At 41.8% G+C, this 17,183-nt stretch carries 6 protein-coding genes; 5 read left to right on the forward strand and 1 reads right to left on the reverse strand.

Features of this window, described 5'->3' with window-relative positions:
* Positions 1–87: 87 nt before the first annotated feature.
* The 5 genes from FHS59_RS00435 to FHS59_RS00455 all read left to right on the forward strand — a co-directional run bounded on the left by FHS59_RS00435 (position 88) and on the right by FHS59_RS00455 (position 14,776).
* The gene (locus tag FHS59_RS00435) at positions 88–1,815 is read left to right on the forward strand and encodes a hypothetical protein (protein WP_184492449.1); all 1,728 of its coding nucleotides are present in this window, start codon (positions 88–90) and stop codon (positions 1,813–1,815) included.
* Positions 1,816–1,843: 28 nt separating this feature from the next.
* Positions 1,844–12,211 (forward strand): SpvB/TcaC N-terminal domain-containing protein, encoded by a 10,368-nt coding sequence (locus tag FHS59_RS00440; RefSeq protein ID WP_184492450.1) that lies wholly within the window; start codon positions 1,844–1,846, stop codon positions 12,209–12,211.
* Positions 12,212–12,275: 64 nt separating this feature from the next.
* Positions 12,276–12,962 (forward strand): hypothetical protein, encoded by a 687-nt coding sequence (locus FHS59_RS00445; RefSeq protein WP_184492451.1) that lies wholly within the window; start codon positions 12,276–12,278, stop codon positions 12,960–12,962.
* A 483-nt stretch (positions 12,963–13,445) separates the two neighbouring features.
* The gene (locus FHS59_RS23500; protein ID WP_184492452.1) at positions 13,446–13,760 is read left to right on the forward strand and encodes a T9SS type A sorting domain-containing protein; all 315 of its coding nucleotides are present in this window, start codon (positions 13,446–13,448) and stop codon (positions 13,758–13,760) included.
* Between the two features lie 293 nt (positions 13,761–14,053).
* Entirely contained in the window at positions 14,054–14,776 is a 723-nt protein-coding gene (locus FHS59_RS00455) for a DUF6090 family protein (protein WP_184492453.1), read from the forward strand.
* A gap of 172 nt (positions 14,777–14,948) precedes the next feature.
* On the opposite strand, the gene FHS59_RS00460 is transcribed toward FHS59_RS00455, so the two are convergent.
* Entirely contained in the window at positions 14,949–17,159 is a 2,211-nt protein-coding gene (locus tag FHS59_RS00460) for an AAA family ATPase (RefSeq protein WP_184492454.1), read from the reverse strand.
* Positions 17,160–17,183 lie beyond the last annotated feature (24 nt).

A 17,183-nucleotide genomic window follows, 5' to 3' on the forward strand; every position in this document is an offset into this window, starting at 1 on the left:
TTTTTTTACAGATGCTGTACCATAGGTTTGTTAGCCCATTTTTTAACCTAAATAAATATGGGACCAAACCTATTAACCCACAGGTGTATGAAAAGGGTCCGGAACGTATTCCTTATCGCCTTTTTTATTTTTAACGCACCATTTAGCATCCAAGCCCAATTTTTCAATCCCAAAAGCTGTTCCGTATGGCTCAAACCATCCGAAAACATAGCGATTTGTGATGACTCCACTGCTATAGGCAACTACTACACTTTACCTTCGAATGATTCTTCAAGCCTCGCTGTTCTTGATAAAATTTCAGCGTATAAAAAGGGCACCTTGTTTATGGTTCTGAAAACACTCGACAGCACCACTGAGCAGGCGTTAGCCGGGTTTGGTCGTATTCAGATTTTCAGGGACCGGATTACTGTGGCCGCTCATGACATTCCTATGACTAAGGTGATCAGGTCAGCACCTACCATGATACGGGTGAGTTACCATTATAACTCAGGGAACCGAAATTACAGAGGTGTTTCTTTCATAGACAGCGCCACCCGTTTTACTGAGATCCTCCACTTCGATCGTTTGCTCGATACGATGGAGATCCGTAAAGTGGAAACCTACCTGGCCTTAAAGTACTCGATCAATATCACGGAAAACAAAAACAAAAAACTACGGGACTATATAGATGGCCAAAACGCCAAATACTGGGATGTTGAACGCGACCTGGTCTTTAATGAAGAAGTTATGGCGCTGGGCCGTGTGGATTCCTTAGGATTTTACCAGACCCAGACCTTCTCAGCAGATGCGGCCTCCATTCAGATAAGCCTGGACAGTACCAGTCTTTTAGCTCAAATGCCCGAAGGTGACCTGGCCAACAACTCTATGCTGATCTTTTCCAAAAGCAAAACCACTCCTGAAGCCATGCAGTGTGGGGAAGCATTGGGAAGCCGTGCCTGGCAGATCAATCCTGTGAACTGGAAGTATGAAACCGACAGGGTGTACCTCACTGTAAAACAGCAATTGTCAAAGGACGAATGGCCTTCCCTGAGCAATGGATATAGCCAGATCCCTATAAGAGGAGCGCAAAGCGGGGACTACACCCGGCTTACCATTCCTGTTACTGCGGAAATGGAAGAAAGCCAGTATTATTTGGTGTGGGGTGCTCCTGAAACCCGGTGCAAGCCTTTGTGCCAGGTGGTGACCACCCCCTGTACCCCGGCCACGCCCAGTTTTATCAACCTGAAACTGGCCCCGGAAGCTTTACCTGCCCATGTGGACCTGTTAAACCTGACGACCAATGAAAGGCTGGAGGAAACCCTGATGGTGGAAAACAGCACGATCAAGAACCTGGCTTCCGGTCAGTACCAGATACATATCTCCAATCCTGATGTTACCCTGGCAGACCAGGTTATTCTGCTGGACAATTGCCCTGATCTTACTGACCCTTATGCTGGTCATCCGTGGGCAAATGAAGCAAATCTGTTGACTTCAGGAGCGGATAATACAAATACCGGTAATGCCACCAGTCAGTCAGGCGAAGACAATACTTCTTCAGGGATGTACCTGCAGGAGCAAAGAGTAACGGCAGGTATACGGGCCTACCCCAATCCCAGTTCGGGAGATCATGAAATACATTTTCAGTTTAATGATCTAAATGATATGCCTTTTAAAATAGAGGTGTTTGATAAGGGAGGCAGCCCTTTACTGGTAGAGAAATTTATTCCCTCGGGTACAGCCACCCTGTTCAGTCATATTTTTGATGTGGACGGCACCTACCTGGTGCGCTTCACCTCACCTTCCTATTCAGACCTGATCCAGGTAGTAGTCAATTAACCTAAACCTTCAAAAACCTATTATAGCCATGTTCAACGATTTATCCACCAAGCTGGCCGCCCTCTTTTTATGTTTCTTTTTTCTTGCCAATGATATTATGGCCAGTGCTTCAGCACTTGCCCATGCGGAGTTTAGAGAAAGCAGTAACAGTGCTTTTGTTCCAACCTTTGAAAAGACACCGGCCACCACACCCGTTGCCAGCCCAAATCCCACAGATAAAACGGTTCCTTATAAAGCTCCTAAAGCAGAGGTAGGAGCAGTCACATTTTTTGCTAAAGAAACGGCTGCGTATTTGGGACTCCATGAGGAAGACCCATTAAACATGCCTGCAGATGATGTTTTTAATGTTGATATTACCACCGACCCTCAGGATTATAAGTTTGCTTACTTAAAGTATATAGCTGAAAGTAAGGATCATCTTTCTGTATCTGATTTACCGGTAACTATAAATGATAATAAAACCTTTTATAAAGCTGTAGGCTCAGAAAAAGACATCGTTGATTTACCGGCACACCTGTTTTCTAAAGGATTGAATAAAATTCGTTTTAACAACCCGGCATTAAATGCTCCTGTTAAAATAGAAAATGTTCAGTTAATTCTGAGTAATTCGGCCATAGCAGGGACCGTAAAATATGAAGAGATTACAGCTGAAAAGGCCTCTGAAAATCACTTCATCTGTATGGGGGAACATGTAGAAAATAAGTTTGTTGAAAATAAACTTACCATGCCTTCCGTCCCTTCTTATATTACGAATGTTACTGCTGAGGCAAGAGGATATAAGGTGGTGTCAAAAGATGAAACACCCCTTAGGATATCAATAAAATACAAAGAAGGCATTACCGATGCTAGTAGCCGTTCCAAAATAAAACTCTTTTATTTTGACAAAGAACAGAACCGATGGGATGTTGCAGAAAAGACTGTTTTAGAGGGTGACAACCATATGGCCAGCGGGGAAATGCCTGGAAATACCAGCTACTTTGCGGGTATGATTAAAACGCCCGAAATGCCTGAGGCTTCCGCATTTGCACCCACAGCTATTTCCGATATAAAAGCGGCTAACCCAGCCAGCGGGATGAACATCATGCAGGCCCCCAGTATAAGTCAAACGGGAGAAGCCCGCATCTCCTATCCCTTAGAAATCCCTGAGGGTAGAAACGGCATGACCCCCAACCTTAACCTAAGCTATAGCAGCGATGCCGGGACAGGCTGGCTGGGCGTTGGCTGGAACCTGTCTATGCCTCAAATAAGTGTGGATACCAGGTGGGGAGTACCCTCTTATGATAACTCCATAGAGACGGAGGTTTACTCCATCAATGGAAATACCCTTTCCATGGAAGGCAATTATAAGGCGAACAGAGACAGGGTAACCAGGCAAAGTTCGGCCAGCGGGGTGAACTTTATTGAAAATACCAGGAGTAATTTTAAGAGTCTCAAAAGATATGGAAACAGTCCGTCTACTTACTACTGGGTAGAAACGATGGCAAATGGTACAACCTATTATTACGGGGGAGATGCCTTATCAGGTGTAGATCCTGCATATGTATTGAAAGATCCGGGTACCGGAAATATTGCCAGCTGGTACCTTAAGAAAATTGAAGATAAATGGGGGAATTTTATCACGTATACCTACGAAAAACATACGATTCCCTCATCAGACGGAACCTTTAAAAAAGGTGGCGAGGAAATATTCCCGGCCAGTATCACCTATACGGGCCATGGCTCAGATACTCCCGGCTACCAGATTGTTTTTAGTACCGGACCAAATCGTTTGGATGCTACGGTGAACCTGAAAAACGGGTTCAAAGTAGTTGACCAGCGGGTTTTAAACGAGATCATTGTTAATTATATGGCTCCGTCAGCCACCCAGGTTAAAAAGTACGTATTTAAGTACAGTAATGATTCCCGCTATAAAAAGACCCTGCTCACCGCTGTTGAAGAGCACACTGCAGATGGCGGTAAATTTTATGAGCATAAATTTTCTTACTACGATCCGCAGCCCGTTCAGTTTAGTACCACGCCCCAAATTCTAAGAGGGGGAAATTATGGAAGTAATTTTATATTTTATGCCATGGCCCCGCCCCTGGGCTTTGTGCTGGCCAACTTAAACGGCATATTAAGCCCCTCAGCACTGGGGACCACAAAGACCAATGGTTATAATATTGGCGGAAACCTGGGAGTGGGTGCCACCCCTGAGTTTTTACCTGCCCAGGATAAAGGATTTACCTTTTCCGGGAATGTGGGGTTCGGGCAAAACTTCACAGAATCTGCCACCGATTTAAGGGATGTAAACGGAGATGCATTACCCGATCTGATCTTCAGAAAACAGGGGCGAATCCTCTATTATCCCACTGTAATAAATGAAGGACAGCTGGGACTGGATAAAAATTACAGGGAAATTAAATTTAGTGGTGATCTAAACCGTAGCCGTACAAATAATACCAGTTACGGCTTTGACTTTTCAGCACCCTTTAACCTGTATTTCTATGGACAGAAATGGATAGCGTCCAAAACAGAAACCCGAACCTTTCTGACGGATTTTAATGCAGATGGGATAGTGGATGTGGTAGAGCCTAATAACAATAGAAATATAGTATTCTTTGGGAGCCAGGACCTGAACGGGGATATCAGTTTTTCGAACAATAGTGAGTACACTGTTAACCCTGTTAAGAGTTTAGGGTCTGCCATCACTGCGACTTCAGGTGCTGCCGCACCAGGAGCTGCCAAGGATCTGGAGGCTGTAAAAGTATGGACGGCCCCTTTTTCTGGAACTGTTCAGATCTCCGGAAATGCTTCCCAGTATACCGGAGCCACCGGCACCACAAGAGTGGGGATACAATATAATGGCAGTATGCTGAAAAACTTCACAGACCTCACAACGGGTTCTGTAACCGTTTCTGAAACACAAGCGGTAAGTGAAGGAGATAAAATTTTATTCCGGACCAAGGCAGGTGAAGATGGCAAGCTGGACTTTGTAAATTGGAATCCACAGGTTACCTATATTACCAATCAGAACAATAAGGATGATGCCAATGGATATAATTACGCCAGCACGAGTTATGCTGATGGATTTCTGTTGTCCGGGGGAGGTGCTTCATTCCCCGGGGACCAGGAAATTAAAATAGACTGGCCTTCTTTAACCATAAGTTCACTGACCGATAAGGTAGACCTTACGATAACCATTAAAGCACATGATGTAGATTCACAGGCAGAGGTATTATCGGAAACCAAAACAGTGAGTATAAATCCCAGTGCTACAAGCTCCGTGTCCCTGAGCAATTTTGGTTTTGGGTCCGGTTATTCCCTGGGTACCATGGGAAAGGTGCACAGCTCTTTAAATGCAGATCACCTGGTAAGTATATCCTTTAAGGTCTCCGCAAATTCCAATGTAAGATGGGAAACCATTAACTGGCGGCCTAGGATCACTTTTAAAATGGGAGATTGCGGAGAACAGGACAAGGCGTATTACCCGCCCGTGTATTTTGATACCTATAACCGTGCCGTACAATTAATGGGGAAATATACCGTACCCGGCTCGTATCCCAATCAACTTAAATTGAGGGTGTCCCTGAACTTAAGTGAGGGCGATATGAGCACCATACATGCAGCCACCGATAAAAACCCCGAAAGTGAGTTTTTACATTTTACGGCCAAAACGGATGAAAAAAGGATAGGCTGGATGCCTTTTAGTATACCGGGAGAAGATAATATAGATGCGGTTGAAGTAGTTTCGGAAATGAATTTTGAGGTGTCGCAGCTTTATGAAAAACAATTGTATATAGCTCTTTTTTGTGAAAACGTATCGCTGGCCCGGTTTCTAAGAGATCACCCGGGCAGGGTAAATGTTACTTTAAAAGACAGCAAAAAACTATCAGTATCATTAAACAATTATGTAAGCATTTATGCCAAAGACAGGGCTGATGTAAATGATTACTTACTGCATTGGGGGCAGTTTGTATGGAGCAACACAAATGTACCTTCAGATTTAATTGACCATACCAACCTGAGTATTCCTAACCGTGCCGTAGCCGGGGAAAATAACTTAAGTGAAGTCACCGATTTTGAGAATATTGACTTTAATGAAATAACGACTGGTTTAAACCCTGCCGACCAGAATTTTTTCGGCCTGATCGCAAAGAGAGGTCCTGAGGATGTAAGCCTGATGCGCCAGTATATCAAGGCAAAAGGCAGCAGCCCCTATTATGCAGACCTGGACAGGTGGTCTTTTTACAGTACACACATAGGTGTATACAGGGGCGGGTATAATGCACCGGGAAAATTTGGTGAAGAAGAAGTAAAACCCGACAGGATCTCTACTACTATACCCTTTGGCGTGTATAGTGCCCAGGGGATTACCCCTTATTCTGAATCGTTGACAAGGGCAGAGAGTAAAGGCCCCGGCATTTCAACCCCTTCGACCAGTGTGGCCCTGATTTCTTCCGAGACCTATAATGAAGCCCAGTATAATACGCATGCTTTGCAGGCCTTTATGGATATGAATGGCGATCAATATCCCGATATAGTGAACCTGAATGAGAGTAACGGCCATCATGGGTTGCTGACAGACCCCCTGGGAGGACATCCCAATCCCGGTGATTCAGGCCCTGCCAACCGCAGTTCCCTGTATTATGATAACATCGGTGAACTTTCAGTAAGCCAGACCGAGAGTTCCGGTTTAATGGCCAACGGAAGTTATATAAATGAAGACAAGCGTTTTACGAAGAACTCCGCGGACGGCTCAGGATCAGGAAGTGGTTCCGTCAGTTTTGGTGAGGATTTTGGCCGTGTGGAGTGGTTTGATATAAACGGTGATGGTTTACCGGATAAAATAAAACAACCCAGGAATGAAGAGGCCGAAGTTTATTTAAGTACAGGGAAAAGCCTGTTAAGCGCAGTGGATATGCCATCGCAGGTATATGGCCTGTCTGCTTCAGAAAGTTTCGGTTTTGCACTTGGGGCTTCCTTCGGCAATAGCAATATGAAACAAGGGGTAGGCAAGAGCTTTAGCCTGGGGATCAATATAAATGATGCCCGATCCAAGAAGGAACGCCTGTTTATTGATATGAACGGAGACGGATTGGCCGATCAGATCATCAGGTCTTCCGAGGGTGATTATTCCTTTAAACTTAATACAGGTTCATCTTTTATAGATTGTAATGCTTGTCTTTCGGCTGTTGCCAGTCCCGCAAACCTGCCGGATGCAGGGGTAAACGGCAGTTATGGATTTTCCGCTAACGGAGCTTTTACAGTAGGTTTTCCCCTGTTTGCATTTGTAAAGGGTAGTGCAGGTGGCGGAGCCAGCTATAACTTTGCCATGAATGAACTTAAATCTGCCCTCATTGATATGGATGGGGATGGCTTGCCGGATTTTGTGGAGCGTTATAAAGACGGCATAAAAGTGTACAAAAACTTAGTAGGTACCACCAATCTTTTGAGAAAAGTGGAGAACCCCCTGGGAGGCTCCTTTACCATTGAATATGAACGGGAAGGCAACAAAAAAGGCCTTAAAACCGCTACGGTGAAAATGCATGATGGCGGAAACGATGAACCTTCATTTTGGTTTATGCCCTTTAGCAAATGGGTGATGAGCGCGGTTACCGTTCATGATGGTTATGATATCAATGGGAATGGATTAAACGATGGAGCAGACCAGCAACGCTATGAGTTTAAATATGATGGTGGCATTCAAAGTAGAAGAAACCGCCAGTTTTTAGGGTTCAGCCGCACAGAGACCCTAATGCCGAAATATACTAAAAACACCATATCAGATCTGGATCCTGATGAAAACGGATGCTCTTATCGCAAAAACAATCTGATTCAAAAGTATACGTCCAAAGTAACCGAGTATTTCAGGCCCACGGATCTCTCTTTTAATACCCTTAAAATGGCCTGGTACCTGCAGGGCGTGGTATTTAACTCGCGTACCTATTTTAATGAATATGAAGCTAACGAGTACTCTTCTGATGATGACCAGTGCCTGCCAAACCGATATACAGAAGTTATAACCGAAACCCGAAAGCGGATGTCGGAAGTGATCTACGATTATGCTTTTTACGAAATGAACAATAGTGGCAGCCATATGAACGAGGTAGCCCATAATAGCAATGGTGACCTGACGGAAATCACAGGGTTCTCCAACCTGTCTGAAAGCGCCTGTGTTTTTCCTGCTGTGGTATCTGAAGCCTATATTGATGTTCCCAACCTGGGAACCCCTGCCAAAATAAGGGCTCTCAAATATGACCTCACCTATGATGCATACTTAAATGTTACCAGCTACACGCTGAACGGGTATAACGGCAACGCCACTAAAACCACCCAAATTATAGCGAGCATAGAAAATGTAAAGGTGGAAACCCGAACACTGGGCCACTCCCTTTCGGATTTTTTAGAACCCCAGGGTACCGAATTTCAAAGTTATACGCAGGTTCTTCACCCGTATACAGGCCAGAGAGGTTATGTAATACCCTACCCGGAAGAAGGTTTTTCCAAAGATACCCTGTATTACAACTTTCCGTCCGGCCCCTGTTATACCGGTCCGGGACCTGTGACCACAGATACCATTTGCAACCCTGATGAAATCCCCCGCAGTGATAAGATAGTGGACACCTACACCTGTGAGATACCTGGTGATGAAACGGCACCCTGCACCTGTTATATCATAGATGCTGAGATCTTCAGTTACCATCAAAAAGAGACGATTGAATCCATCCAGATTACCAGGGAGGTAGACAACGTGCCCTATATTTCGGAGTTGACAGCAGTGATGGAATACTTTGATCCTGCCGGAGCCAATGCGAATGGAAAAACCAATATCCTTAAATCACATAAAATTTTTAGTGGTACGTTAGGGAACATCAATGACCTGCTGCGCTATTCGCGGGTACATACGCTTACAGCAGAAGGTGCTCCTGCACAGATCTGGAGTTATATAGAAGTGAATGATTTTGATAATGAATCAGTCAACCGGAAGTCACTAACCCATCTGGCATACGATACCTATGGAAATATTACTGAGATAGAGGGCTCTGAAAATCATGCAGGTGATGCGGTAACCGTGAACTTTAGTTATGACACCAGGCACCACCAGTTTATAGAACGTGTAGAAAATGAATCCTATGATTACATAAGCTGTTCTCACTATGACCCCAAAACAGGTAACCTGCTATCTACTACAGACATCAATGGCAATCCCATGGTGTATGAATATGATAACTATTACCGCATGAAAAGGGTTTTCGGGCCTAATGAAATTTTAACCCAAACCAACCCCGCCCCTTCACTGGAATTTGAATACCATCCCTTTGGAGATGGTTCTGCCGGTATACCGGTGGCCTATACCTACCACAATACCGGCACAGCAGCATCCGTGCCGGGTACCACCGGGGCGGCAGGTACCTGTGGCACATATACTTTTACAGCAGGAAGCATGAGCAGTTCTTTAAAAACAGCCACTTTTATAGACGGTACAGGACGCGTGATACAGGTTAAAAAAGAGGTGTCTGTAGCCAACAGCACCGGTACGGCTAATGAAGTAAAACGGCAGTTGTCCGGTTTTACCCAATACGATTATATCTGGAGACCCGTGAAAGTAACAGGGCCCTCTTTGGAACCCGCTTCTGCCACCCTTGGGAATATCAACATGGCCTATACGGATAATGTCACAGATAATGCGGTGTCCACCACATATGATTATGCCTTTGGCAGGGTCACACGTGAGTATACGCCCCGCACCGGTAGCGGCAGGTCCCAGTGGGATTATGCCTATGGCTGGGACAATAAAATGGGTAGTGAATATTTTTATACCCAGAAGATGATCGTTGACGACAATAGCATCACAGCCAAAAGCAGGAGTTATAGCAACTATATGCGGCAGCAAGTGGGAACCATTCAGTTTAAAGGTTCCAACGAGATAAAAACCACTTTGCAGCCCGATGCTTTAGGGCAGATGCTGAGCACCACGGATGACCTGAGCTTAACCACTACCTACGGGTATGATTTGCAGGGTAAAATGCTGCAGGAAGTGCATCCTGACCGGGGCCAGAGTGATTACGAATATGATGATGCAGGAAACCTGATTAAGATAGTGACACCCGCCACCGGGGCAACAGGTATTGTGATGGAGTATGACTATACCCGTCTCAAAAAGAAGAAGATGCCTGAAAATATCAGTAAAGTGAATAATGTCATTTACACCTATGGTAGTTTCAATGACGGGGTAAACGGAGCCGGACGTGTGACCCAAATTCAGCAGGGCCCCAATTATGCCTTTACCCATTTTGAGTATGATGCCCTGGGACATACGATAAGCGAAGAAAAAATACTGAGGATCCCGCAGGTGGGAGAACAGACCTATACCACCACCTTTAGTTATGACGGATTCGGTAAAATCCTGCAAATGGTGTATCCTGACGGAGACCAGGTGGATTACAACTACAATACACTGGGAGACCTGGAAAGCTTTTCGCACGATGCCGGGGTTCTGGATATTATCAGTAATATTGTATATGATGGTTATGGAAATATAAAAACCATAGAATATGGCAATGGTACCAAAACGACCATTACCACCGATAAGACCACCGGGCGTATTAATAATGTGAAACTTTGGGATGTGAATGATGATTACCTGACTAATAAAACGTTTACCTATAATAAAAGAGAATTGGTGGCTTCGGTTACCAATACCGGGGGTGTAGCAGTAGGTGGTAAAAATATGGGTGGAAATTACCAGGCTTATTATTCCTATGACCCTTTAAACAGGCTTAGTGGGGTGAGTAATTCGCAATATGCCAGGTTTAATTCAGGTTCGTCCATAACCTATGCGTTGAACATGACTTATAATGATGTAGGCAGTATATTGACAAAAGCACAGAGCTATGGCACGAGTGGCCCTAATTATAGCCTTTCATACAGCTACAACGGGCACAAGGTAGATGATATTACAAACAGCAGTGTAATTACAGACTATGTATACAATAGCTCAGGTAGTGTGATCCAGCACTCCAACGGTTCTGTTACAGCTGATTTTTGCTGGGACGAGGATCAAAAGCTACGAGGTTCCAGGATGGAGAATAATGCGGTACATTATTTATATGATCATAACGGGGAACGCTTGATGAAGGGATCCATGGACTATGCCTCCGGGGGACCAGAAGGTGATCAAAGTAGTGCGTCTTTTCTTTTAGCGCCCTATATGGTATATGTAAACCCTTATTATAATGTGCAGCATTTTTCCAATATTGTGGAAACGAGCAAGCATTTTTATATGGGCAGCCAAAGGGTAGCCAGCAGTTTAAAAAACAAGGGATTTCAGGCCGGGTTAAAATATGATACAGATGATTTATACGATTCCTGGTATGATATACCCCAAAGCCTGAAGCAGGGAGCAGAACGGGATTTGCAACTTGCATTGCATTGCCTGGGGCTGAGAGATCAGGAGAGTATGGGAGGTGGAGAAGAAGCGTTTGATTTTGACATGGATGTGCTTTTGACCTTACCTGAATTGGAAGGAGATACCTTAGCAGGTACTACTTACTGGTACCATTCCAGTTACCTGGGCAATACAGAATGGGTAACGGATCTCAGTGGTAAGGCCTGGCAGCACTTTTATTACAGCCCCTGGGGTGAAACCTTAGAGCATCACGATGCCGGAAACGGGTTTACTTCGATGTACCGCTTTAATGCGAAGGAACTGGATGAGGAGACGGGGTTATATTACTATGGGGCAAGGTACTACAATCCACAGAAGTCAATCTGGCTCAGTGTTGATCCATGGGCAGATAAATACCCTTATATAACCCCATATAATTTTGTCGAGAACAACCCTCTGAATTTAGTGGATCCAGATGGTAACGGTCCAGGGAATCCACCAGTTTATAAGAATCCAGTAACTTATTTGTATCAAGGATTAACTGAGTGGTTCCAAGGTATGGGTACGGCTATTGACAATTTAGGCGCTTCATTGAGTACGTTCTTTACTGTCAGTAAGAGCGTAGGAAATAACACTTCTATTGATCAAACAACTACAGCAACTGTGGGGACAAGGTTTAAAGATTTTTTTACACCAACCTCTGATAATAAACAAGCTTCCAGTTATCCTGTAACTTTTGAAATTAATCAAAAAACAGAAGTTGTTAATAAAGTAAAAGTTACTGGAAAAGTAGATGGAGTGGATGTGACATATGAAAGTCGATCATCAGTAAATGTGGCAACAGGAGAAGCTCAGAATAAACAGCAAGTTACAGTTGGTGCTGGCTCAAATGGCGGTTTTGTTTCTCATACTGAATCATCAAATGGATCAAGTACTACTGAAGCGGGTGTAAAAGTTCAAGGGACAGTTCCGGTAGGAAGCAGCTCAGTAACAATAGGAGGTAAATTTTCACTCTCAAAGGAAAATTAATATGATGAACTTATTAAAGAAATGTCTATACTCATTATCCATAATTATCTTCATTTGCTCATGTATGGAGTCAAAAACAACTGATAAAAAGTCAAATTCTAAAGACGAAAAAGAAGTCTCAAATTCTATTAATGAGTTTATAGCTGAAGGTAAATATGAAGGGGAATTAAAAATCGGGAAATGGACTTATTCGTTAGGTGATACAATGCTTTCTGTAACTTGGGAAGTTTTAAACTCTATAGATGATAAAACTTTAAAATTTAATGTTTTAAAGGAGTGGGAAGAAGTTAAAACGGAGAAGGCTCTTTACTATGCATATTTAAATAAAAATGCAGAAATAAGTTCATTGGAATACTGTACGATTATTAAAAATGAAGCTAAGGGTTTATCATTAAAGGAATATATGAGTTTATCCTATGAGTCATTTTATAATGATACTTCTGAGATTCTTCTAGGCCATAATATTCAGCTCTTAGAATTTCAGAATAATAAGGCCATACTTGGAAAGTATGAAACAGAAATTGATCAAAGGAAATATACCACGTATATATGTTATATTAAAGATTTACATTCTATTTATGACTTCTCTTATAAAGTAGAGAATAGGAATATGTCTATTTTTGAAAAGACTGTATTTGGGGATTTTGTATCTGGGTTCACAATAAGAAACAATTCTTTGATCAGTCTTAATGACCAGGTTCTTCAAGCAAGGCCTGTGATATTTCATGATAAACAGCAGCAAAAAATATAGGAAGTGTTGACACTGGAAAAGAAAAACCTGGCTACCGGTAATGTTCCTTAGGTAGCATTTAGTGTAAAAATGTTCTTTATATATTGATTTTCAGAAATATGATTTTAGTGAGAATGATGGTTCAATGCCCCATTAACTAAAGAGAAGCTTCTGAAAAGCCTTTAAAACCTGAGCTTAAAATATGTGGTGTTCGCTAAGTAGCAAAAAACAAGCTGAAAGCCTTGTCCATTATGCCTCTCTTGGCTTTTTTTGTTGCAAAAATGAAGTGTCGTTACTGTAAGGGAAAATGCCATAAAAAAGGGAAAAAGAACAGACGACAGATATACCGGTGCAAAGTTTGTCTGGAATACCAACAGCTTTCATATCAATGGAAAAACCATAATGAAAAAGAAGGTATACTGGTAAAGATGAACAATGAAGGTATGGGCATCAGTTCTATTGCCAGAATACTTTATATTCTGCAATAGTGTATAGAACAATTTTGTGAGTGCTGTTATTGTAAACAGGTATGATTGTACCGATACTTCTGCATGCTTTTCCTTTATTGGACTTCAGAAAAACATCTTTTCAAAGCCTTCCCTTAAAATCTATCCCAATCCCGCTACTGATAAGCTAACCATAGAGCTGTCCGGTGACATTAACATCCACCAAATAGATATTTACAATATTTCCGGGCAAAAAGTACAATCCAGTGCTCAGATCGGTGAACTGAACATTTCAGAACTGAAGCAGGGGATTTACCTGATAAACCTGAAAACAAGTGAAGGGAATATGACCTCTAAGTTTGTGAAGGGATAGTGAGGCGGTCAGCCTTTCCTGGGACATTCTAAAAGTCTGTGCGATTTGTAGAATGAAAACCTAAAGAGTATCAGTAAGAGATTAACAGCTCAGTTTAAAATGATGTGTGTATTTCCATCAATCTGTTTCGGTATGGAATAGTAAAGAACTTTTCTTAAAATAGTCGTAAGGAAAAGGGAGTAATAAACGGGATTAATGCGAAGAAATTGAAGATGTAGGTTTAGAGATTCACTCCTGTAGCATATGAACCCTCAATCTATTTTTCCTATAGTCAATCACTTTGAGTAATAAACATGTTTAGAAAAATCAAACATAAACTATTAACAAACGGCAGGATAAAGAACTATCTGAAATACGCCCTGGGAGAAGTGCTATTAATTGTAATCGGGATTTTGATAGCCGTTTCCATCAATAACTGGAACAGGAACAGGGCCGAAACAGAAATTAAAAAGGGCATCTTCCACATCCTGTTAAATGACATTCAGATCGATCTAAAGGAAGTAAAACAGATTTTGGATTACTATGAGGACAAGAGATCAACATTCGAAAAGGTAATAGCCGATACCCTTAGCCAAAAGGAAATCCTGGAATGCAATCACTGCAGGTATCTTATTACCGGACGAAGGTTACTCACCATAAACACCAGGGGATTTCAGCAACTCAACAGAAGTATCAATACGGGAGAATTTAAAAGTGATTCCCTCACATTTGATGTCGTTAACTTCTACACGACCTTAGATGATGAAGTAGAAAAACTGAATAGCCTGATCAATGAGGATATAATCGAAAACCTAAAGCACTGGCGTGATACCTACCCGTGGTATGCTTCCTCATCCATTGGAGAACTAAAGGAAGAAGCGTATGTCCGTTATTTTGCGAATGACCCGGAATACAAAAACAGAGTGGCTTTCCATTATATGCTTATCTATGAGAACTACGTGCCGGTTCTGAAGACCTTTCAGGCGAAATCAGAAATGATAGTAAAAGACGTAAAGGCACGAATGGATGAAAAATAATATAAATGCCCAAATTGTAAGAAGGTCGTAAAGCGGTCAATACGGGCAGAATCTTTTTTGAAAAGACCCATTTAAACTTCCTGAAATAGGCTATTTTATTTGTACTGCTCGAAGGGTATGGAGTGGTAATGCATTTTGGAGTTTTATTTTTGATCTGGAATGTATGTTTCCCCTAATAATAATCGTTTGTATCATCATCCAGAAATTCATCCAGAAGGTCTTCAATAAGGTCATCTTCACTGATGTCATCAATCAAATCGTCATCGGTTTCGAAAATAGATTCTTCAGAATTTAATTCTACTGCATTACTATAAAATTCAGCTTTGGCAGCGCAGCGTAGGAGTTCCCTTTTATTCCTGTTAATTAATACAAGTATATCTTCAAAAAAAGTCTCATCTAGCTGATTTTTAAGTAATTCTTGTTTAAATCTCATAAGAGATGGCAAATCAACCTTCATTCCTTCTTTAACTATAAAAGCACGTATTGCCTCAAACGCTTCCATATTGGTGGAAGAAAAATTAAGAGCCTGAATATAGCTTTCCAAATAAAGACTTTTGCTCACGAGCTCATTGTTGACGTTTTCCTCCAAAAATGGATTTAAAATGGTGGCTTTCAGTAGGTAGTTTCGAGAGTTTTGCGCCAGAGAAAGAGCTGTATCAGTAATGTTCAAAGCTTCACTGAACTCTTTTTCATTCCATAAACTCCGGGCTAGCATGTAATGGGCAATGCTACTGTCATCGTGCTTCAATGCAGGTTTAAGTATTTGAATGACGGAGCTGTATCTTCTTAAAAAGAAATAAACAGTTCCGGTCAGGAGGCTTAAACGATATGAAGGTTTGTTGATCTGAAAAGAAGATGTCAATGCCTTTTCTGCCTTGGCTAACAAATTTATAAAATTCTGATCTCTTACTATATCCTGATCATTTGAGGTATAAGCAAATGCTTTTAGAAGGTGCTCATATCCTTTTTTATAATCCGACTCCACTATATCAGTTAAAACTTGATGCAAATAGAGGTTTCCAAGCAACATCGGATTTTCACCTTTAAGCATGGCAAATTCTGTTTTCCCCGTACTCAATAAAGCATGCAGGTTATGCGGTATCGTCTCTTGTAAAAAATCATTTACTGAATGATCGACTTGAATATCAGAATGGTGTATTTTCCTGTTCAGTAATAAACCATTAAAAGACGTCACCCTACTTAATGCGACGTAGGCCTGGCCGCAGGCAAAGGTTCCATTGCCAAAATCTATATTTAGCCTTTCAAAGGTCATACCCTGGCTTTTATGAATAGTTATTGCCCAGGCAGGTTTTATTGGGAACTGTTTGTAGGATCCTATTACTTCTTGTTCAACTTTATTTGTGTCCTTATTAAACTGGTATTTTACGCTCTCCCATATATCCCTCTCCACTTCACAAATGGTGCTATTTTCTAATTCAATATTGATAAGGTTATCAGAACACCCTTTGACGACCCCGAGTGATCCATTGACCCATTTTCCTTCAGGGTGGTTCTTCGTAAATATGACCTGTGTACCCACCTTTAATTTTAGATCTAAGTCAGATGGATAAGCTCCCGGATCGAAATCACCTGAAATTTCGGCTTTATATAAAAATGGATTTCCATTGATTTCAGATAGCCGGGATTGATTTATTTTTTGAGCGGCATCAAGTGTGGTGGTAAGTGTCAATGTATGATTTCCTACTTCTGAGACCGTTTCGTGAATTACTCGGGTATTTAAATGATTGAGTTCTTCGTGATTCAAAGATTTAGTTCTGACCTTGTCGAGAAGACTAATGAAATCAAGGTCTTTTTGTCGGTAAACTTTACTTAACTCTATCGTGAAAAGTTTTAAATGCTTAAAAACTTGAGCCTGATAAAACCGCAAACCTTCGTAAAACTCACCAAGGGTTTGCGCTTCCCCATTTTTTTCCTGGATGATGGGTTCTAGTTGATATAGATCACCTACAAAAATAATTTGTTTCCCACCAAACGGGAGATTTGGGTTTCCTCCATTTTTTCTAAGTGAGAAATCAATGGCATCTATTATATCTGCTCTGATCATAGATACTTCATCCAAAATCAAAGTGTCCAGTGATGCAATGAGTTTTCTCTTTTCAGACTTCTCCCAGAATGTTTTGATTCCTTTGTCTTTAGGTAACAACGGCCGTGGAGGGAATTGAAAGAAAGAATGAATAGTAACACCATTAACATTTAAGGCTGCTATTCCTGTTGGTGCTAACACTACAAAATTCTTACCAACTGTGCTGACAACATTTCTTAGAAAAGTAGATTTACCGGTTCCTGCCCGCCCAGTTAAAAAAAAAGACAGGTTTGTATTCTTTACAAAATCAAAAGCAGTATCAATTTCTCTATCACTCATAAATTCTGTTTTTTGTTTACCAAC

It is taken from the genome of Algoriphagus iocasae (assembly GCF_014206875.1).
GTDB lineage: Bacteria > Bacteroidota > Bacteroidia > Cytophagales > Cyclobacteriaceae > Algoriphagus > Algoriphagus iocasae.

Excerpts from the sequence above, each read along its gene's own strand:
- FHS59_RS00435 (WP_184492449.1), top strand. The coding sequence starts at position 88 with ATGAAAAGGGTCCGGAACGTATTCCTTATCGCCTTTTTTATTTTTAAC.
- FHS59_RS00440 (WP_184492450.1), top strand. The coding sequence starts at position 1,844 with ATGTTCAACGATTTATCCACCAAGCTGGCCGCCCTCTTTTTATGTTTC.
- FHS59_RS00445 (WP_184492451.1), top strand. The coding sequence starts at position 12,276 with ATGGAGTCAAAAACAACTGATAAAAAGTCAAATTCTAAAGACGAAAAA.
- FHS59_RS00455 (WP_184492453.1), top strand. The coding sequence starts at position 14,054 with ATGTTTAGAAAAATCAAACATAAACTATTAACAAACGGCAGGATAAAG.
- FHS59_RS00460 (WP_184492454.1), bottom strand. The coding sequence starts at position 17,159 with ATGAGTGATAGAGAAATTGATACTGCTTTTGATTTTGTAAAGAATACA.